The organism is Paenibacillus sp. Root52 (genome assembly GCF_001426865.1).
Lineage (GTDB): Bacteria > Bacillota > Bacilli > Paenibacillales > Paenibacillaceae > Paenibacillus.
In genome coordinates, this window is record NZ_LMFO01000012.1 from 617,760 (window position 1) to 636,919 (window position 19,160).

The 19,160-nt window shown below is 44.9% G+C and carries 19 protein-coding genes; 18 read left to right on the forward strand and 1 reads right to left on the reverse strand.

Going from position 1 to position 19,160, the window contains the following annotated elements; all coding sequences use genetic code 11:
- Window positions 1–16: 16 nt before the first annotated feature.
- Window positions 17–886, reverse strand: a complete 870-nt coding sequence (locus ASD24_RS14370; RefSeq protein ID WP_056696767.1) for a YitT family protein — start codon at window positions 884–886, stop codon at window positions 17–19.
- A gap of 219 nt (window positions 887–1,105) precedes the next feature.
- On the opposite strand from ASD24_RS14370, the gene ASD24_RS14375 reads away from it, so the two are divergent.
- The 18 genes from ASD24_RS14375 (at window position 1,106) to ASD24_RS14460 (ending at window position 19,027) form a co-directional block, all read left to right on the forward strand.
- Complete coding sequence (locus ASD24_RS14375) at window positions 1,106–1,435, forward strand: nucleotide pyrophosphohydrolase (RefSeq protein WP_056696770.1); 330 nt, start codon at window positions 1,106–1,108, stop codon at window positions 1,433–1,435.
- Between the two features lie 51 nt (window positions 1,436–1,486).
- Window positions 1,487–2,011, forward strand: a complete 525-nt coding sequence (locus tag ASD24_RS14380) for a tetratricopeptide repeat protein (protein WP_235540563.1) — start codon at window positions 1,487–1,489, stop codon at window positions 2,009–2,011.
- Between the two features lie 77 nt (window positions 2,012–2,088).
- Complete coding sequence (gene dapB, locus ASD24_RS14385) at window positions 2,089–2,892, forward strand: 4-hydroxy-tetrahydrodipicolinate reductase (RefSeq protein WP_056696772.1); 804 nt, start codon at window positions 2,089–2,091, stop codon at window positions 2,890–2,892.
- A 54-nt stretch (window positions 2,893–2,946) separates the two neighbouring features.
- Window positions 2,947–3,387, forward strand: coding sequence for a methylglyoxal synthase (mgsA, locus tag ASD24_RS14390; protein WP_056696773.1), 441 nt, complete (start codon window positions 2,947–2,949; stop codon window positions 3,385–3,387).
- Window positions 3,384–4,085, forward strand: a complete 702-nt coding sequence (gene bshB1 / locus ASD24_RS14395) for a bacillithiol biosynthesis deacetylase BshB1 (RefSeq protein WP_056696775.1) — start codon at window positions 3,384–3,386, stop codon at window positions 4,083–4,085. The genes mgsA and bshB1 overlap by 4 nt, the downstream gene beginning before the upstream one ends.
- 96 nt (window positions 4,086–4,181) lie before the next feature.
- On the forward strand, window positions 4,182–5,342 hold the full coding sequence (gene bshA, locus ASD24_RS14400) for an N-acetyl-alpha-D-glucosaminyl L-malate synthase BshA (RefSeq protein ID WP_056696777.1): 1,161 nt from the start codon (window positions 4,182–4,184) through the stop codon (window positions 5,340–5,342).
- Window positions 5,343–5,412: 70 nt separating this feature from the next.
- Window positions 5,413–6,711, forward strand: coding sequence for a CCA tRNA nucleotidyltransferase (locus ASD24_RS14405; protein ID WP_327205240.1), 1,299 nt, complete (start codon window positions 5,413–5,415; stop codon window positions 6,709–6,711).
- Window positions 6,698–7,675 carry a biotin--[acetyl-CoA-carboxylase] ligase gene (locus tag ASD24_RS14410; RefSeq protein WP_156395449.1) on the forward strand — a complete coding sequence of 326 codons (978 nt, stop codon included), beginning with the start codon at window positions 6,698–6,700 and terminating at the stop codon, window positions 7,673–7,675. Before ASD24_RS14405 ends, ASD24_RS14410 begins: the two co-directional genes overlap by 14 nt.
- Before the next feature lie 382 nt (window positions 7,676–8,057).
- The gene (panB, locus tag ASD24_RS14415) at window positions 8,058–8,933 is read left to right on the forward strand and encodes a 3-methyl-2-oxobutanoate hydroxymethyltransferase (protein WP_056696779.1); all 876 of its coding nucleotides are present in this window, start codon (window positions 8,058–8,060) and stop codon (window positions 8,931–8,933) included.
- Window positions 8,930–9,826, forward strand: coding sequence for a pantoate--beta-alanine ligase (gene panC, locus ASD24_RS14420; protein ID WP_056696781.1), 897 nt, complete (start codon window positions 8,930–8,932; stop codon window positions 9,824–9,826). Before panB ends, panC begins: the two co-directional genes overlap by 4 nt.
- Window positions 9,819–10,202 (forward strand): aspartate 1-decarboxylase, encoded by a 384-nt coding sequence (gene panD / locus ASD24_RS14425; RefSeq protein WP_056696783.1) that lies wholly within the window; start codon window positions 9,819–9,821, stop codon window positions 10,200–10,202. Before panC ends, panD begins: the two co-directional genes overlap by 8 nt.
- Before the next feature lie 117 nt (window positions 10,203–10,319).
- The gene (locus ASD24_RS14430) at window positions 10,320–10,928 is read left to right on the forward strand and encodes a tetratricopeptide repeat protein (RefSeq protein WP_235540565.1); all 609 of its coding nucleotides are present in this window, start codon (window positions 10,320–10,322) and stop codon (window positions 10,926–10,928) included.
- 159 nt (window positions 10,929–11,087) lie between these two features.
- Window positions 11,088–13,952: an ATP-dependent DNA helicase DinG gene (dinG, locus tag ASD24_RS14435; RefSeq protein ID WP_056696789.1), complete on the forward strand. Its 2,865-nt coding sequence runs from the start codon at window positions 11,088–11,090 to the stop codon at window positions 13,950–13,952.
- Window positions 13,953–14,153: 201 nt separating this feature from the next.
- A complete protein-coding gene (locus ASD24_RS14440) occupies window positions 14,154–14,807 on the forward strand; it encodes a redox-sensing transcriptional repressor Rex (protein ID WP_056696791.1) in 654 nt (217 codons plus the stop codon).
- Window positions 14,794–16,098, forward strand: a complete 1,305-nt coding sequence (locus ASD24_RS14445; protein WP_056696793.1) for an amidohydrolase — start codon at window positions 14,794–14,796, stop codon at window positions 16,096–16,098. Before ASD24_RS14440 ends, ASD24_RS14445 begins: the two co-directional genes overlap by 14 nt.
- A gap of 35 nt (window positions 16,099–16,133) precedes the next feature.
- Window positions 16,134–16,661, forward strand: coding sequence for a hypothetical protein (locus ASD24_RS14450; RefSeq protein WP_056696796.1), 528 nt, complete (start codon window positions 16,134–16,136; stop codon window positions 16,659–16,661).
- Between the two features lie 343 nt (window positions 16,662–17,004).
- On the forward strand, window positions 17,005–17,532 hold the full coding sequence (locus ASD24_RS14455; protein ID WP_056696799.1) for a hypothetical protein: 528 nt from the start codon (window positions 17,005–17,007) through the stop codon (window positions 17,530–17,532).
- Window positions 17,525–19,027, forward strand: coding sequence for an AAA family ATPase (locus tag ASD24_RS14460; protein ID WP_056696802.1), 1,503 nt, complete (start codon window positions 17,525–17,527; stop codon window positions 19,025–19,027). Before ASD24_RS14455 ends, ASD24_RS14460 begins: the two co-directional genes overlap by 8 nt.
- Window positions 19,028–19,160: the final 133 nt, after the last annotated feature.

Consider the following 19,160-nt stretch of genomic DNA (forward strand, 5'->3'; position numbering starts at 1 on the left):
TTTCATTATGAGTAGTTTAGTTTTCCTTGAAACCCTCACCGTGCACGTCATGTACGTCACTGATAATGACAAATGCACGTGGATCAACAGAACGCACGATCGTTTGCAAACGTCTAAATTCTTGACGAGAAATAACGCAGTATGCCACGTGCTTAGCTTGTTTCGAGTAGGCTCCAATAGCGGGAATGAGTGTTACTCCGCGATCCATTTCCCGGGTAATCAGATCAGCAATTTCGGGAGCATGGTCACTGATAATCATAAACGCACGAGCAGAGTAAGCCCCTTCCTGAATAAAATCAATGACTTTTGAAGCGATAAACACAGCCACAAGCGTATACAGAATTTTTTCTTTTGGGATGTAAATCAGAGAGATCCCGATAATGATAAAATCAATCCCCAGCAGTATACGTCCCATACTCCAGCCATATTTTCGATTCAGAATGCGAGCGATAATATCAGAACCACCTGTCGTTCCGCCCCAGCGAAAGACGATCCCGAGGCCTGCGCCAAGTGTAACACCAGCATATAGCGCAGCAAGCAAGAGGTCATTTTCCGTATGGAGGGGTTCAATCCACCCCAAATGAATCATTTTTTCAAACAACCATAGGAAAATAGTGAGCGCGCCGATCCCCACGCCGGTATAGATCATCTGTTTGCCACCCAAAATTTTGAGTCCAATCAGGAAAAGTGGCACGTTCAGAATTAAGGTTGTGAGTGAAGGAGAGATGCCAAATGCATAGTTAACCAACACGGTGACTCCGGTGACTCCGCCTTCCATCAACTGGTTAGGGATGATGAAATAGAGCAGTCCGAATGCGTACAAGGCTGTACCGAGCAAAATAGGCAGAATTAATTTGAATTGCACCAACGATTTAACTGTACTCATAAGATCCCTCACCGTATGTAAATTTAGAATGTTAAAGAGATTGTTCAAAAAGTCAGCTTTCCTTTTTGAACACGCACTTACAGCAATCATTCCCATCTTAGTATACCTTTTTGTAGATTCTTTAAAAATGATTTGTGGTTTATATTGTGGAAGTGTATCTAAATAACTGATATTATTATGAACAAATACGACATTATTTCAAAAGGAGAATCCGTTCTCATGGAGAAAAGCATCGCAGAAATGCAGCGTGAGGTTGATCTCTATATCTCACAGTTCAAAGAGGGGTACTTCAGTCCACTCGCCATGCTGGCTCGCATGTCAGAAGAAGTAGGGGAGCTTGCACGGGAAGTGAATCATGAGTTTGGTGAGAAGCCGAAGAAGGCTTCTGAAGCAGATAACTCGATTGAACTGGAACTTGGAGATATTTTATTTATCACGATTTGTTTTGCCAATTCGCTCGGCATTGACCTGGCTCAGGCACACGATAAAGTCATGCATAAATTTAATACACGCGATGCTAATCGGTGGACTCCAAAAAACACCGATTAGGCGTAGATTACATATGCTGTACCATCACCCGATTGGGGAGGGACAGCTTGGATGATGAAGCCGGAAGATTACATGCAGCAAGCATATCGCTGTATTTTGCAAAATGATTTTGAGCAGGCGATTCGGTGGTTCGAATCAGCCATTCACGCTCACCCGGAACATGCGGAGCTCTACTATCGCTGTTCCATCACGCATGCGCGCAGTCAGCACCTTAGTCCTGCATTGCAATATGCTCGCAAGGCTGTGGAGTTGTCTCAGGACACGGAGGAGTACAGATTGCATTTGCAGACGCTCGAAGCGAAGCAACTGAGCATTCAAGCAAAGGGCATGTTAGAACAGGCAGGAAGTGGGACACATGAACGTTATGTGCAAGCCGCTAGGCTGCTGAAGCAAGCCGTTAAGCTTGATCCCTTATCTGTGGAGGCACATGTGATGCTAGCTCTTGCATACAGCGATCTGAACGAGTTCGATCTTGCAACAAAGGCTGTACGTGATGCATTGTCTCTGGATCCGCAGAATAGGCAATTGCATCTATTGCTCGACCAAATCAAACAGCGTATGAATTCTATTCAATAAGAATCCATTCTAATGGCGACATTAGCATAGAACGGATTCGGACTACTGATCAAACATAGCGAGGAGATGCAGCCAAGATGAGTGAAACAATCAGAGTTGCCGTAATTGGAGCGGCTGGCCGGATGGGCCGAGAAGTGGTGAAATTGGTGCTTCAAGATCCTGAATTAGAATTGGCAGCAGCAGTTAACCGTTCCGGCGCCGGCACAGACGCCGGAACACTCGTCGGTCTTCCAGAGTGTGGAGTATTGGTGACCGACGATATTGAAATGGCTTTTGCTGAGTCTAAACCGCAGGTTATGGTTGATTTTACAATCCCACAATATGCGTTTAAACATACTGAAATTGCGATCCGATATGGGGTAAGACCCGTTATGGGCGTTACAGGGTTTACAACCGAACAAATTGAGCAACTGGACAAGCAGTGTCAGGACAAAGGTATCGGAGGTTTGATTGCCCCTAACTTCTCCATTGGAGCTATTTTAATGATGAGATTTGCGGCACAAGCAGCCAAACATATGCCTAATGTGGAGATCATTGAGTATCATGGGGATCAGAAGTTGGATGCTCCCTCAGGAACGGCCATCAAAACGGCTGAGCTGATTGCAGCCAACCGTGAGGAACTTCGCCAAGGTAACCCGAATGAAGAAGAGCTTATCGAGGGATCTCGTGGTGGATATTATAATGGCTTCCGCATTCATAGCGTTCGTCTACCGGGCGTATTTGCACAACAGGAAGTTGTATTTGGTGATTTTGGCCAAACGCTCAAAATTCGTCATGACTCCTATGAACGTGCAGGTTATATGCCAGGTGTTAAAATTGGTATCCAAAAAGTTATGGAATATACAGGACTCATCTACGGTTTCGATAACTTTATCGACTAAAAGAGGCTGTTCAAAACCCGGACGTTTTGAACCTGAACCCAAAAGGAGATTGTCATGTTAAAAATTGCATTTATTGCCCATGATCGCAAAAAAGAAGAAATGGTCAACTTCGTGACAGCATATGAACCTGTATTTACTGACCACCAATTATATTCCACCGGCACTACAGGTCTTCGTATAATGGAAGGCACATCTCTACAGATCCACCGATTCGAATCCGGTCCGCTGGGTGGAGATCAACAGATTGGTGCGTTGGTTGCGCAGAATGAGATGGATCTTATTATTTTCTTGCGTGATCCACTGATGGCACAGCCACACGAACCAGATATTAATGCACTTCTTCGTCTATGTGATGTTCAAGGCATTCCTCTGGCAACCAATATTGCAACAGCCGAGATTCTTGTTAAAGCATTGGATCGTGGTGATTTTGCATGGAGAGAGCTTGTTCACAAATATAAGCCAGAGGCGGGTATAGAACCGGGTGATACGCAATGAGTTTAGATATACTCATTTTTGGCGCTCACGCAGATGATGCGGAAATTGGTATGGGTGGAACTATCGCGAAACACACGGCAGCCGGATTAAAGGTTGGCGTGTGCGATTTAACCCGAGCTGAGATGTCATCGAACGGTACGGTGGAGCGCAGGGCCGAGGAAGCGGAGGAAGCCTCCCGCGTCCTCGGTCTTTCGTGTCGGTCAAATCTGGGACTGCCTGATCGAGGCCTATACATAACGCCAGAGCATATTCAAGCGGTAACGGCTGAGATTCGTCGCCATGCCCCACATGTGGTATTTGCTCCATATTGGGAGGATCGCCATCCGGATCATGTGATGTGCAGTAAAATTGTGCAGGAAGCTGTATTTAATGCGAAACTAAGAAATTACATGCCGGAATTGCCAGCTGTGCAAGTGAAGGAATGTTATTTTTACTTTATTAACGATATCGGCAAAACGGATTTGATTGTAGATATTTCGGAACACTATGAACAAAAGGAAAATTCACTGCTATGTTATCGTTCACAGTTTGAGATGGGGGCCGGTACTGTCTCCACTCCACTGAATCAAGGATACATTGAGCGGGTAAGAGCAAGGGATTCTCTATTAGGGCAGCGTAGCCTCATCCCTTTTGCTGAAGGTTTCGCGACTTTAACACCTTATGTTGTTCGTCAGTTTGGTTCAGCAAATCATAAATAACGGTGAATCTTCTTATTATAGATGATGAATGATGATTCGTTTTCCGTTGCATTACATTAACCTGCACTCGCGGGGGATCAAAGGAGCGTCCATTGGATGGATCAAAAGTTAAAGATTGGCATCACCTGTTATCCGTCCCTAGGAGGGTCTGGCGTTGTCGCAACGGAGCTAGGCAAATTGCTTGCCGAACAGGGGCACCAGGTTCACTTTATTGCCAACAGTATCCCGTTTAGACTGGGTTCGTTTCAAAAAAATATATTCTATCATGAGGTAGAGGTTAACGATTATTACGTGTTCCGTTATCCGCCTTATGATCTCTCTCTCGCGACGAAGATGGCACAAGTAGCGAAGGCACAGCAACTCGATTTGCTTCATGTACATTATGCGGTTCCGCATGCAGTATGTGCTTTCTTAGCTAAGCAGATGGTGGGAGATGACCTGAAAGTAGTCACAACCCTTCATGGTACAGATATAACAGTGCTTGCACAGGATGAATCATTGAAGGATCTTATCCGTCTGGCGATCAATGAAAGTGATGCGGTAACCGCTGTATCTCGTGATTTGATTCGTGAGACGGTGGATTTGTTGGATATCCAACGTCCAATCGATCTCACTTATAATTTTATTGATAAACGAATTTATTATCCACGTGATGCGGCCAGCTTACGTCGTGATTTTGCAGCGCCGAATGAGAAAATATTAATGCACATCTCTAACTTCCGACCAGTGAAGAGAACGCAGGATGTGGTAGAGGTATTTCGGCAGGTGCAGGAACAAGTTCCTGCTAGATTATTGTTTGTGGGCGAAGGGCCAGACCTCCCCAAAATTCAGTGGAAGATCAATGAAATGGGCTTGAGTGATCGCGTGCATTTTCTGGGTAAACAGGATGATATCGCGCAAGTGATTTCCATGGCTGATGTCCTGATGCTACCATCGGAAAAAGAAAGCTTTGGCCTTGTTGCGCTTGAAGCAATGGCTTGTGGTGTGCCAACGATTGGTTCACAGGCTGGCGGTATTCCTGAACTGGTGTTACACGGCAAAACAGGATTCTTGTCTCCGATCGGAGATACGCAGTCCATGGCGGAGAATGCAATTCGTTTGTTAACCGACGATCGTCTAGCTGCTGAATTCAGAGAAGCTTGTTTACATCGAGCTCATCATGATTTCTGCAATGATGCCATTCGTCATGAATATGAAGAAATTTACTACCGCGTGCTGGGACGTGAAGTTCCGAGTCTCAAGCCGGTATGTGGTTGATACAATCTTGACCTCGTAAGAGCATTTGGACGTGCTTAGCGAAGTGCAGGACAGTAATGAGGTGAGTTAAGTGGTTCAATGGGTACAGGTGGATCAAGAGATGGCACGACAAAGTGAACGTGTGATTCGTACGTTGAACGAGCATGGTTATGAAGCTTATTGGGTGGGTGGTTGTGTACGCGATGAGCTCCTAGGAAGAGCAGTGGATGATATGGACATTACGTCTTCGGCTTCTCCTGAGCAGGTGATGCAGTTGTTCGAAGACTGTATCCCAACTGGGCTTCAGCATGGTACAGTGACCGTTCGCTCTGGTGGCTATTACTTCGAAGTAACAACATTTCGCACAGAATCGGAATATAAGGATAATCGAAGACCCTCAGCCGTACACTTTGTGAAGGATATCAAAGAGGATTTGCAGCGACGCGATTTCACCATGAATGCTCTTGCAATGGACTCAGACGGAAATATCGTTGATCCTTTCGGTGGTCAAATTGATATTCGCGCGGAGCGAGTTCGTTGTGTGGGAGAAGCCAAGGCGCGATTTGGTGAAGATGCACTGCGAATCCTTCGGTGTGTGCGTTTTGCATCAGTTTTCCACTTTAGCATTGCCTATAACACGTGGAAGGGACTTCTCCTTCAGAGAGATCTGTTAAAACATATCGCTATGGAACGAGTGCGGACCGAGATGGTCAAAATGATGGCAGGTTCACAACCGCTCGCAGGTATGGAGCTTCTGCTTCGCAGTCGAATATTGGAAGAAGTCAAAGCCCCTGTCGATGCCAAACGGTTTAATAGAACACTTCTGATGAATCTTGAAGAGCTCAAGGGTGAGCATGTCATACTCCGTTGGGCATTACTTCTGCTGGCAGGGAACTATTCAAAGGATGAGGCGGATACGCTGTTACGTCAATGGACTTTCTCTAACGACGAACGTACCCGTATGACTGGAGTTCTCCAAGTGGAAGCGATGACCAATAGCATTGTGCAGGAAAATAAACCTGTAGAGGCGCTGCGAGAGGAGTGGATTCAAGCGGTACTGGTATGCGGTATCCGTGCCACTCAAGACTGGCTGATGATTCAATCCATTCTTCCAGCCGCTTGGAGAGAACTGCCGATCTCAATGGAAGATCAGTTCAACTATATTCAAGCCCACGCTTCAGAGTGGAGCCAGTCCATGCAGGTACAGGAATTAAAGGATCTGAATATTACTGGCGAGGCGATTCTCGGTTTACTAGATCGCAAAGGCGGGCCTTGGTTGGGACAGCTCATGAAGCATCTGCTGAGAGAAACCGCGATTGGAAATATAGCAAATCAGTCTGAAGCGCTGAGTGCAGAAGTGAAGCGGGTGGGAGCCATTGACCAAGCATGAAGAACTGCTACATATGTTACTAAAAGCGGATGGACAGTTTGTATCTGGGGAAGAGATTAGCAAAAATTTACTAATCAGCAGAACTGCCGTGTGGAAGCATGTGAATAAGCTGCGCGATCTTGGTTATGAGTTCGAAGCTGTCTCTCGAAAAGGATATCGACTTCTTACGAAGCCTGATAGCATTGATGAAGCAGGGCTCCAGTTGGCGCTGCAAACAGAAGTATTTGGACGTAAGGCGATTATTATGCAATCGACGCCATCTACCCAGGGAGAGGTGCAACAGCTCGCAGACGAAGGTGTCAGCGAAGGTGCTGTTGTACTTGCGGAGGAACAAACCAATGGACGAGGCCGTTATGGTCGCAGATGGTATTCTCCTCCAGGTAAGGGCATATGGATGAGTATCTTGCTACGTCCACAGCAATCTCTCCGTAACGCACCGCAACTAACATTGTTAACAGGGCTTGCCGTTTGTCGCGCGATTCGTTCATTTACAGGCGTAGATGCTGGAATTAAGTGGCCGAATGATGTGCTGGTTAATGGGCGTAAAATATGTGGAATTCTAATGGAGTCAGCTCTAGAAGATCATGAACTGAGATATTGTATTGCAGGAATCGGGGTCGATGTTAATTTTGACAAGCAGGATTATCCTGAGGAACTGTCACCGATTGCGACGTCTCTCCAAATAGAAACAGGCAAAACGGTAGACCGAACTTTACTTGCAGCAGCAATTCTAACAGAGCTAGAGCAATTATATGATATGTATCAAAAGCAAGGCTTTAATGTGATTGCTGCTTTGTGGGAAGCATTATCCGTCTCGCTCCATCGTGACATCAAAGTATCCAATGCTCATGGCATTGTTGAAGGAATGGCACTGGGGATTGATTCTTCTGGTGCACTAATTGTACAGAAAAAGGATGGAGAACGGATTACGGTTTTCTCTGGCGAAATTTCGTTAACTGACTAGAGAATTGTCGAATTTCCAAGATTAAAATGAACATAAGACGTGAAGTTTAAGCCGAACTTTGGTATACTGTGTTTGTGAGGCGATATCGGCTAATGAAGACCGAATTGCACTCCACGCAACAGTATGCCTTATTGGCTTGAATTGAACAGTATTAGGAAATGTTCCATAAGATCGCGTTTGATTGCGAAACTTTTGAACATGTAACCAGCAATTGAATTGATGTTGAAGTGAGATGTTGGATTCTGCTCTGAGCCGAAGAGGACCGAGACAGAAGGGACGATCGCAAGTGACTCTTTTTTGACTTTTCGGGACTTTTTAGTGGAAAACTAAAAGGTTTTTTTTGTTGTGTTTACATTGAAAAGGTGAAAGGAGCCATGACTAAATGGCAAACAAACAAGCATTAAACATTGTAAAAATGAAAAAATATAAACAGGATGGCGTTCCGCTGAGCATGATTACTGCCTATGATTATCCAACCGCACAGCTTGCCGAAGAAGCAGGCATTGACCTTATTTTGGTTGGAGATTCACTCGGTAATGTTGTGCTCGGCTATAACTCAACGCTCCCTGTAACGATTGATGATATGGTGTATCACACACGCTCCGTTGTACGCGGGGCAGAGAATACCTTTATCGTTGCAGATATGCCTTTTATGACCTATCACGGCAGCGTTGATGAGACACTTAAAGGCGTGCGTCGCCTAATGCAGGAGGGGCATGCTCACGCCGTTAAAATGGAGGGCGGAATGGAGATTGCGGATACCGTGAAAGCGGTAGTTCAATCAGGTGTGCCTGTTCTGGGGCATATCGGTCTGACCCCTCAATCCGTTAATCAGATCGGTGGTTATCGTATTCAGGGTAAGGATGCGGCTGATGCGAAACGTCTCATGGACGAAGCTAAGGCGCTTGAAGCAGCGGGTGCGTTCGGGATTGTTTTGGAATTGGTAACGGAAGAAGTGGCAAGAGCGATCTCAGAAGAACTTTCAATTCCTACGATTGGTATCGGAGCGGGACGTGGCTGTGATGGTCAGGTGTTGGTATTCCATGATGTGGTGCAATACGCTTCACCTTATACGCCCAAACGTTTTGTCAAAACCTACGGGGATGTAGGAGAACTGATTCGTAACAGCATCAGTGCATACGTGAAGGAAGTCAAAGACCGTTCATTCCCAGCACAAGAGCATGTATTCACAGCAGCAGATGGCGTACTAGACCAATTATACGGACATCGCAAAGAAAAGGTGGCGAACAACGGATGAAAGTAATCCGCACAATAAGCGAAGTAAGACAGGAAATTAGCAGATTGCGCCAGAACAGTGGTTCGGGTGAAGCCACGGTTGGTTTTGTGCCTACTATGGGTTATCTCCACGAGGGACATGCGAGCTTGATGCGAGCAGCCAAGGAGCAGAGCGATATCGTTGTACTTAGTATCTTTGTGAATCCAATTCAGTTCGGACCAAACGAAGACTTTGATAGCTATCCTCGTGATGAAGCTAGGGATGTGGAGACAGCAAGGTTGCAGGGTGTGGATATTGTATTTATTCCCTCTGTGAGCGAGATGTATCCAGAACCTACGCAGACAACAGTGTCTGTTTCCCGATTAACGGATCGTTTGTGCGGAGCATCCCGCCCAGGGCACTTTGATGGGGTCACAACGGTGGTATCTAAGTTATTTAATATCGTGCAACCACAGCGTGCATTTTTTGGCATGAAAGATGCGCAGCAGGTGGCAGTTATTCAGCAGATGGTCAATGATTTGAACATGGCGGTGGAGATTGTACCTTGCCCAATTGTGCGTGAAAGCGACGGTTTGGCTCTAAGCTCAAGGAATGTCTATCTAAGTGGAGAACAGCGTGAGCAGGCACTCGTACTGTCACAGGCACTTCGATTAGCTCAAGAGACTATAGATACGAATCCCTCGGTAACTGCGGCGGACATTCGCGAGATGTTACGTAAGGTGATTCAGGCGTCACCACTGGCAGTCATTGATTATGCCGAAATTCAAGCTTTTCCAAGCTTACAGCCTCTAGCTGATCATGAAATGGTGTACGGACGCGAGGATGTATTAATTGCTCTTGCAGTTAAATTTGGAAAAACAAGATTGATTGATAATATTAAGTTGCACAAATCGGAGGTGCTGTCTCATGTTTAGAACACTGATGAAATCCAAAATTCACCGCGCTACCGTCACGGAAGCGAATTTGAACTATGTGGGTAGTATAACCATCGATGAAGATCTGATGGAAACATCCGACTTGATGGAAAATGAAAAGGTTCAAATTGTTAACAATAACAATGGAGCACGTCTCGAAACGTACGTGATTCCTGGCCCGCGTGGCAGCGGTGTGATCTGTCTTAATGGAGCGGCTGCTCGGTTGGTTCAACCTGGTGATACCGTAATTATTATTTCATATGCGATGATGTCTCAGGAGGAGGCTAATGCTCATAAACCAACCGTTGTCTTTGTAGACGAGCAGAATAAGCCTGTTCAAACCTTGAAACAAGAGATCCACGCAACAATTATGTAATCGACTGGTAAGGGGAATGAAATCGGTGCATCAAGCAAAAAATGAGTACAGGTCACTGCACTAATTCATTTTTTCAAGGGTGGGGATGCATCGATGTTCCAGCATGTTTTCGCAGAAATGAACGACATGTTAGATGAAATTATCAAGCGCTACCCTTCCGCTGAAGGCCTGAACAAACAGGAGTTGCTTCAAAAGTGGAATTTGCTCAAGCGGATGAGTGATGGCATGATTGATGAGTGGCTGATGTTTGAGGAGAAGATGAGTCAGGTACGTGAACAAGAGCTGGTCAAACCTGCGTCGCTTGAACCGGAGCAGGAGGCCGTTACGGCACTACCTGAAATTCATTTGGAGTGCTTTAGCCGCGGTCAAGGCTATTTCAAATTGCAGATGTACCCGCAAGCCATTACACAATTCTCGCGGATTGTAGCCGACTATCCAGATAGTGCATTGACTCGTTATTATCTGGCGCTTGCTCATCTCAATTTGGAACAAAACACAGAGGCATTAGCACACTTACATCGTATATTGCGACTTAACGGATCACCACGTCTAAAGGGGCTGGTCTGCAATGCCCTTGGATGTATTGAAGCCAAGCTTGCGAATCCACAAGGAGCATGTTCGTTGTTTGCACAGGCGCTTCAGCATGACCCAACGTTGACCGAACCACTGTATAATATGGAAGCTTGCAGGCAAAACAAAGGACAATTGCAATTCGGAATTGGCTGACTGCATTGGGATAAAAAATGGAGTAGCCAGCATGAAGACGGTGTTTCTTCCTCAGGGATTACGGAGGAGGCACCGCCTTTTTTTGTCAGTTAATTTTCAAACGTCCTTTTTTTTGCTATGCTGTAACATAGACTGGAATGGAAGGGATCGTACATTGCAATGAAATTTGCCGTATTGGATTTCGAAACAACCGGCACGCAGTCCGACGGTGAAATTATACAGGCCGGACTTGCCATCATAGATCATGACTACAGCATATCTCAAATATATAGTTCTTATGTGAATCCGGGCGTACCGATTCCACCGTTTATTACGGGGTTAACCGGTATTACCGAAGAAGATGTTGCGGACGCTCCTTCATTAGAAGAGATGATGATGGAGATGGTTCCACTGTTGAACGATGTCGTTCTGGTTGGTCATAACGTCGCATTTGATTTTCATTTTCTTCAAAATGCGTTAGACCGTTGTGGATATTTGCCATTCACAGGACGAATTTTGGATACCATTGATTTTCTCAAAATCTCATTTCCTTCACTTAGCTCCTACCAGTTAGGATATGTATCGACTGAATTCGGATTTCAGCATGACCGTCCGCATCAGGCGGATAGCGACGCGTTAGCTACCGCGCATGTACTGCTGAAGTGCTTGGATGAGCTACGGGAATTGCCACTTATTACGATTCAGCGTTTGTCTGACTTGTTTGCACCAGAGGATAGCGATTTCGGTTGGTACCTCGATGGTATGCGAAGTGAGAAGGAAGCTGAACCTATTCAGGATCTGGATGGACACACCTATTATCGCCAATTAGCGCTTAATGTGAGTGATTGGATGGACATTGGTGCTCCACGCAATGAGCTGGAGGGTAATCCGCTGGATGGTGTCAGTTTTGAGCAATTCATGGATCAGGTTCGAAGCAATCTCAGAGATACCCTGGATCACTACGAGGAACGGGAAGCACAGACTTTAATGTTCGGCAGTGTGAGACAGGCTCTGGATGAAGAGAAGCACTTGCTTATTGAAGCAGGTACGGGGACAGGTAAGTCTCTGGGGTATCTGCTACCAGCCATTTATGAAAGTGTGAAGCAAGAACAGAAAGTGATGGTGAGCACTCACACCATTAATCTGCAGGAGCAGCTTAGAGAACGGGATATACCGATGCTTACTGAAGTTGTACCGTTTCCGTTTAAAGCTGCTGTATTCAAAGGTCGGGGTCATTATTTGTGCCTTCGCAAATTCGAACATAAAATCAACAAACGTGAATTTGCTACACCCAAAGAGGACTATTTCACAGCAGCACAGATGATTGTTTGGCTTGCTCAGACAGAAACAGGGGACGACGAAGAACTGAACCTGAGCGCGCGTGGTGGGGACTTCTGGGAGACGGTGCAGAGCGAGTCCGAATCCTGCCTGGGGCGATCTTGTCCATGGTTCCGTAAATGTTTCTATCACCGGGCGAAGCATGAAGCAGGCTTATCAGATATCGTAATTACGAATCATTCCAAATTATTTACCGATGTGAAAGCAAGTCATCAGCTTCTTCCTGCATATGAGAGTCTTGTTATAGATGAGGCTCATCACCTAGAGGACGTAGCAGGCAAACATTTAGGCTTGCATATGAAATATTTCACGATGGTTCATACGCTTACACGTCTGTTTAAAGATAGCCGTAACGGTCAGTTGCCTATGCTTCGCTCCCAGCTATCAAGCCATGAAAAATCAGTACAATGGGGTTCAGCTATTGATCAGATGTTCCCACTTGCTGTTGAAGTCAAGGACATGTGGGACAGATTGAGTGAATCTTTATTTAATCTTCTTCCTGAGCGTAGTGATGCTTCTCCAGGAGAAACAGGTCAATTCTCTCTTCGATTGAAGCCGTCGCAGAAGCCTGATAAGTGGCAGGCGCTTCAAGAGGATGAGAATCAAATATACGTAACGTTAGGTGACTTGATTCGTAAGGGTGATAAGCTGTTACTTGAGATCAAGGAAGAGCAAGATGACTATCAATCTGATAGCTTGATTACGGATATTACAGGCCTTCTGAAGGATCTTGCCCTACTCAAAGAGAATCTACGTTTCTTCATGCGTATGGATGATGTCAATACGGTTTATTGGATGGAAGCAAGTGGACAGTTCCGAAGTAAATCGCTTCAGCTCTATGCGGTTCCTGTAGATGTCAGCGTACAACTGAAGGAATTGTTCTTCGACAAAAAGAAAAGCGTTGTTCTGACTTCAGCTACACTTTCTGTAGATAAGTCATTCCAATTTATGATTGAGCAACTAGGATTGCAGGAAGCAGCAGACCATAACCGTCTGCTTACATCCTTGCTACCGTCTCCATTCCGTTATCGGGATCAGGCCTTGCTTGTTATTCCACGTGATTTCCCAAGTTTAAAAGGCAGCGTAGGGGATGCGCACTTTGTTGATATGTTGGTGCATTCATTAGCCGAAACGGCCATTGCGACGCGTGGACGAATGATGGTGCTCTTCACGTCGTATCGGATGCTGAGACAAGTGTATGAACCTCTTAAGGAAGCCTTGGCGGGTAACGATATCTCGCTGCTCGGTCAAGGGGTGGATAGTGGTAGCCGTTCGAAACTCACACGCCGCTTCCAAGATGCCAAGGCAACAGTACTTTTGGGTACAAGCAGCTTCTGGGAAGGTGTAGACATTCCAGGGGAAGCACTCACCTGTCTGGCAATTGTTCGATTGCCATTCCAGCCCCCTAATCATCCATTATTGGAAGCGAAAAGCGAGCTGTTGCAACAACAGAAGAAAAATCCATTTATGAAGCTATCTGTGCCACAAGCTGTTATTCGTTTCAAGCAGGGCTTCGGAAGACTTGTACGGACAGCGAAGGACAGAGGCATCGTCATTGTATACGATACACGGGTCATTGAAGCATATTACGGTAAGTATTTCTTATATTCGTTACCAGGTCCCAAAATGGAGCATATGCTAACCGAACAGATGGTTCCACGTATTCGTGAGTGGTTAGACCAGCCTACTGATGAGGCTTCGGAATAGGCTATACGCGCAAGCGTTGCACCATGATCGCAATTAGTTGTAAAATTTATAAGATTCAATAATTGAGGAATAAAGATTACTGCTATCATAATGTATATCAAAGAGGCATCCTGTCCACGTAAACCGTAATTTTGTATGGCATGCAGGGTGCCTCCTATTTAATCTATCTACAGGGTCACATTGGTAAAGGGGAGTAAACGAATGAAATCAGATAAAATATCAGAAGCTGTCGTGCGGCGTTTGCCAGTTTACTTGCGTTATTTGAGTGAATTGAGTCAACGTGAGGTTACTACGGTTTCTTCTCAAGAACTAGGACTACGCTTGGATCTTAATCCAGCTCAGATCCGAAAGGATCTAGCCTATTTTGGTGATTTTGGTCGCAAAGGCATTGGCTATGACGTTTCCTACTTGATCGAAAAGATTCGCCACATTCTGAAGATTGATCAGCAAATCAACGTAGCATTGGTTGGTGCGGGTAATCTTGGACACGCCTTGTCTAATTACAATGCATACTTGAAAGACAACATGAAAATTGTTGCCGTGTTTGATGCCTATGGTCCCAAGATTGGCACTCAGATTAATAGCTTGAAAGTTCAACCAATGAATGAATTATCAGAGTCTGTCCAAAAGGATAATATTCGTATCGGCATAATTACAGTTCCAGATACAGAAGCTCAGAATGTAGCTGATCAACTGGTCGAGTCGGGTATTGAGGCTATACTTAATTTTGCACCAACGATCTTGAAAACGCCGCCGCATATTCGCATTCACCATGCTGACTTTACGACGGATCTACTCAGCCTTGCTTATTACCTGGAGAATGGAAAGGACGACGAGGAAGATGACGACAAATAAATGGGTTATTCATAACGGCAAATTTGCTGTAAATAGTGGTTTGGACTGGAAAGTGGTTCAAGGTTATATGGTTGTGGAAAATGATAAGATTGTGCATATTGGTGAGACGCTGCCGGAAGGGGACGAGAGCCTGCCTAAAGTGGATGGGAAAGGACTTCTTTTCCTACCGGGTCTGATCAATACGCATGGTCATGCAGCGATGTCACTACTAAGAGGACATGGAGATGATCTAGCGCTGCAGGTATGGTTACAGGAAAAAATGTGGCCAATGGAAGCCAAAATGACAGCTGAAGATGTGTACTGGGGATCATCCCTATCCGTGTTAGAAATGCTAAAAGGCGGAACTACAGCTTTCCTCGATATGTATGATCATATGGATCAAGTGGCTAAAGTGGTAGAACAATCCGGTATTCGTGCTTCCCTTGCTCGCGGAGTTATTGGTCTGTGTTCAGAAGAAGAGCAGATGCGTAAGTTGGAAGAATCGGCTGCATTTGCCCGTGAGTGGCATGGACAAGCGGATGGCCGCATCACAACGGTTATCTCACCGCACGCTCCATACACATGTCCGCCGGATTACATAGAGAAGCTTGTACAAGTTGCACACGACTTGAATCTGCCTCTGCATACACACATGTCAGAAACGATCCGAGAAGTGGAGCAAAATGTGACTGATTATGGACTTCGTCCTGTTGCTCATCTGGAGAAACTGGGATTCTTCTCCCGTCCTTCTCTTGTTGCTCATGCGGTACACCTGAATGACGAAGAAATTGAAATTTTGGCTCGAAATCATGTTGCAGTTTCCCATAATCCGGGTAGTAACTTGAAGCTTGCTTCAGGTGTCGCTCGTGTACCGGATCTTCTGAAAGCTGGTGTGATGGTATCCTTGGGAACCGATGGCCCTGCAAGCAACAACAACCTGGATATGTTTGAAGAGATAAGACTGGCAGCTCTGATTCATAAAGGAGTATCGGGTGATCCAACGGCTGTACCAGCTGGAGAAGCTCTTCTGTTAGGAACGGCTTATGGCGCCAAATCTATTTTCTTAGATGATACAGGGTTATTAGAAGTGGGGATGAAGGCAGATTTTATCGCCCTTAACATTGAACAAGCTCATTTCTATCCGCATACGGATCTAATCTCACATACCATCTATTCGGCTTCAGCGAAAGACGTGGAGCATGTATGGGTGGATGGTAAACAAGTGATTAAACACGGCGAATGTCTCACGATGGACGAAGAGCGCATCTTGCGTGAGTCTCAATCGGCATTTGATGGTTTGCTTGCCCGTTAATCATGCAGCGTTTTAGAGGAAAGGAAGTTCGGCTTTTGAAGAGAAAAAAGAAGTGGATCTGGATATCGTTGCTGGTTCTAGTTCTGCTCCTGTTTGGACTTCAACGTTATTATGTCTATGTCACTCAGGATCAGCGCAATGAAGAAGCTATGGCTATTGAAGCTGCACAGCAGCAAGACATTACGTTCACTCAAGATATTCGTAAGTATGTCTGGGGCGGTAAAGAGGGCGCAGACAACATTTATTGGACCTTTCTAGGTAAAAATAAGGACAAGCAGGATGTTCTCGTATGGGTGAAGTTCGACAATACAAACAAGCCGGTAACAGGCTCTAATGTAGTGCACAGTGAACTGGTTCAGAATGGCATGTCTGAAACTCAGATTCGCAATCGATTTAGCTCAGAGGTACCGGGTGGAGAAATAAAGCGTATTATGCCTGGTGTCGTGAACGGAATCTATGTATGGCAAGTGTATTATAATGATGATACCCACAATTATTATCGTTTCTATCGATTTAGCAATGGGGAACAGGTAGATTTGGTCTACACTTTACCCAATAGCTAGCCTACGCTACAGTTGAACAACATTACATTTTACTAAAACTATAATGAAGTCTAACTTGTTTAGTACCATAAAACACCAAAGTACCGGCAGATGATAGCAGACTGCACGGTTCTTTGGTGTTTTTGTCATTCTATTGGATTTGAATAGTTAAAATTAATAATTTATTCATATTTTAGCCTTCGAAATTGTATATACGATGTGATATACTCAGATATGTATTCAACATTACATGATGAATAAACAAAACAAATAAATCCTGTTAATTACGACACAGGACTTTGGTTGCAAATTTTATTAACGCCTACAGGCTAAAGTATAGGCCAAATTTGGGAGGGAAACTCATTTGAAGCTAAAAGTATTACCGATTGCTTTAACTGTCGTCATTTCTGCCGTCCTGTTGTTTGGAGGTTGGTTTGTGTATCGCCAAGTGGCCATGCAGAATCCAATCGAAAAAATGATTACCCAGTATGATGGAGTCAATGATGTTCATTTAACTATTAACCGCAATAGCGTACAAATGAAACTTGATCTTGAGCCAGACGTTGATTTGGGGAGATTAGTTCAATATATTCACAAAGAAGGACAGACCCTTATTGGCAATCGTACTCTTAAACTTGACGTCATTGATCACTCCAACGAGGCATTAGAAAATTGGTGGGGTGATGCGATGTTCACCGTAGCTCAAGCGATGGAAAACAAACAATATACCGAGATCACACCAACGCTGTCTAAGATGGCTACCAATGGAATTAAAGTAAATACCGCTATGGATGATAACAACGTGTACGTTAGTCTACGAGATGGAGACGCAAGCAAGTTTATTATTCTACCACGTGTGCCAGGACAGATAGGAGTGTGGCCAAATGCCTAAGTGGACTAAAGAAGTTGTAATTGGATTTGTTCCAGTGCTAATTATCTTTCTTGCTTTTGTGGGTGTAAATATCATCCCAATTTTATTTGCTGTATTGTTGGTCGGTGGATTGCTGTTCATGATGCAGATGCGTGGTGGCATTACTGTTGGGGCAAGTCAAGAGCGTAAACGGAAGAAAAAAGGGCCATCCAAGCTGACGTTTGAAGAAATTGGTGGTCAGGATAGTGCCAAGCAAGAATTACGAGAAGCGCTAGATTTCCTTATTCGGCATGAAGAAATTCAAAAATTCGGGATTCGCCCGCTGAAAGGTATTTTGCTCACAGGGCCTCCGGGAACAGGTAAAACCTTAATGGCCAAAGCTGCCGCTCACTACACGGATTCCGTGTTTGTCGCTGCATCAGGTAGTGAGTTTGTGGAAATGTACGTTGGCGTCGGTGCGGGTAGAATTCGTGATTTATTCCGTGATGCAAGAACGCGTGCAACCAAAGAAAATAAAGAAAATGCCATTATTTTTATCGACGAGATTGATGTCATTGGTGGTAAGCGTGAAGGTGGACAACAACGTGAGTACGACCAAACGTTGAACCAACTTCTGACTGAAATGGATGGAATCTATTCATCCGAAACACCTCGAATCTTAGTGATTGCTGCAACGAACCGTAAAGAAATGTTAGACAGTGCATTGACTCGTCCGGGACGTTTTGACCGTCATATTCAGGTGGACATGCCTGATAAGAAGGGTAGAAAGCACATCTTGGAACTGCATGCGGTTAATAAGCCTATAATGACGGATGTAAGCCTTGAGAAGACGGCTGAAGAGTCTTATGGGTTCTCTGGAGCACAACTTGAAAGTGTGATGAATGAAGCTGCGATTTACGCGATGAGAGATGGATTGTCCAGTATCGAACAGCGTCATCTGTCGATGGCAATTGACAAAGTTATGATGGGTGAGAAGACCGATCGTGAGTCCACTGTAGAAGAAAAGAAACGGGTAGCTATTCACGAATTGGGACATGCCATTATGGCGGAGTTAGTTCGTCCGGGTAGTGTTAGTCAGGTAGCGCTCAGTCCCCGTGGACAGGCTCTTGGTTATGTACGTCACACTCCACAACAAGAACAGTATTTATATACTAAACGTTTCTTGGAAGAACAGATTATGATTGCCCTTGGTGGTGCGGCTGCAGAGGAAATGTATTACGGTGGTCGTAGTACGGGGTCGCGCAATGACTTTGAACAAGCGACAAATGTTGTACAGACGATGATGGCTTCTGGTCTGACATCGCTCGGTATTGTGAATATGGATATGGTTACTACCGAAGAGTTGATGCGTGAGAATAAAGTCATTTTGCAGGAGCTTATGAACCAAACGAAACGAATGCTTGAAGAGCAACGGACAATATTCGACAACTCTCTAGATACCTTGATGAGAGAAGAAGTGTTGTCTGGGGAGCAATTTCGTTGTCAATTTCGTGACAGCGCCCTTTTACCGGCATAATTTATTTATGTCGGTTATTTTTTTTTACATTTCAGTCGTGCTAAGATATTATTATATGTTGGGTCGAAATTTGTAATTTTCGGCGAACAGGGTACAATAGAGAAATAGAGAACCGAAAGGATGGAACAGAACC

Bases quoted from the DNA above. Each gene is read 5' to 3' on its own strand.
- ASD24_RS14440 (WP_056696791.1), top strand. From the start codon at position 14,154: ATGAAATCAGATAAAATATCAGAAGCTGTCGTGCGGCGTTTGCCAGTT.
- panD (WP_056696783.1), top strand. From the start codon at position 9,819: ATGTTTAGAACACTGATGAAATCCAAAATTCACCGCGCTACCGTCACG.
- ASD24_RS14430 (WP_235540565.1), top strand. From the start codon at position 10,320: ATGAACGACATGTTAGATGAAATTATCAAGCGCTACCCTTCCGCTGAA.
- ASD24_RS14445 (WP_056696793.1), top strand. From the start codon at position 14,794: ATGACGACAAATAAATGGGTTATTCATAACGGCAAATTTGCTGTAAAT.
- mgsA (WP_056696773.1), top strand. From the start codon at position 2,947: ATGTTAAAAATTGCATTTATTGCCCATGATCGCAAAAAAGAAGAAATG.
- ASD24_RS14460 (WP_056696802.1), top strand. From the start codon at position 17,525: ATGCCTAAGTGGACTAAAGAAGTTGTAATTGGATTTGTTCCAGTGCTA.
- panB (WP_056696779.1), top strand. From the start codon at position 8,058: ATGGCAAACAAACAAGCATTAAACATTGTAAAAATGAAAAAATATAAA.
- bshA (WP_056696777.1), top strand. From the start codon at position 4,182: ATGGATCAAAAGTTAAAGATTGGCATCACCTGTTATCCGTCCCTAGGA.
- dinG (WP_056696789.1), top strand. From the start codon at position 11,088: ATGAAATTTGCCGTATTGGATTTCGAAACAACCGGCACGCAGTCCGAC.
- ASD24_RS14375 (WP_056696770.1), top strand. From the start codon at position 1,106: ATGGAGAAAAGCATCGCAGAAATGCAGCGTGAGGTTGATCTCTATATC.
- ASD24_RS14380 (WP_235540563.1), top strand. From the start codon at position 1,487: ATGATGAAGCCGGAAGATTACATGCAGCAAGCATATCGCTGTATTTTG.
- dapB (WP_056696772.1), top strand. From the start codon at position 2,089: ATGAGTGAAACAATCAGAGTTGCCGTAATTGGAGCGGCTGGCCGGATG.
- bshB1 (WP_056696775.1), top strand. From the start codon at position 3,384: ATGAGTTTAGATATACTCATTTTTGGCGCTCACGCAGATGATGCGGAA.
- ASD24_RS14370 (WP_056696767.1), bottom strand. From the start codon at position 886: ATGAGTACAGTTAAATCGTTGGTGCAATTCAAATTAATTCTGCCTATT.
- panC (WP_056696781.1), top strand. From the start codon at position 8,930: ATGAAAGTAATCCGCACAATAAGCGAAGTAAGACAGGAAATTAGCAGA.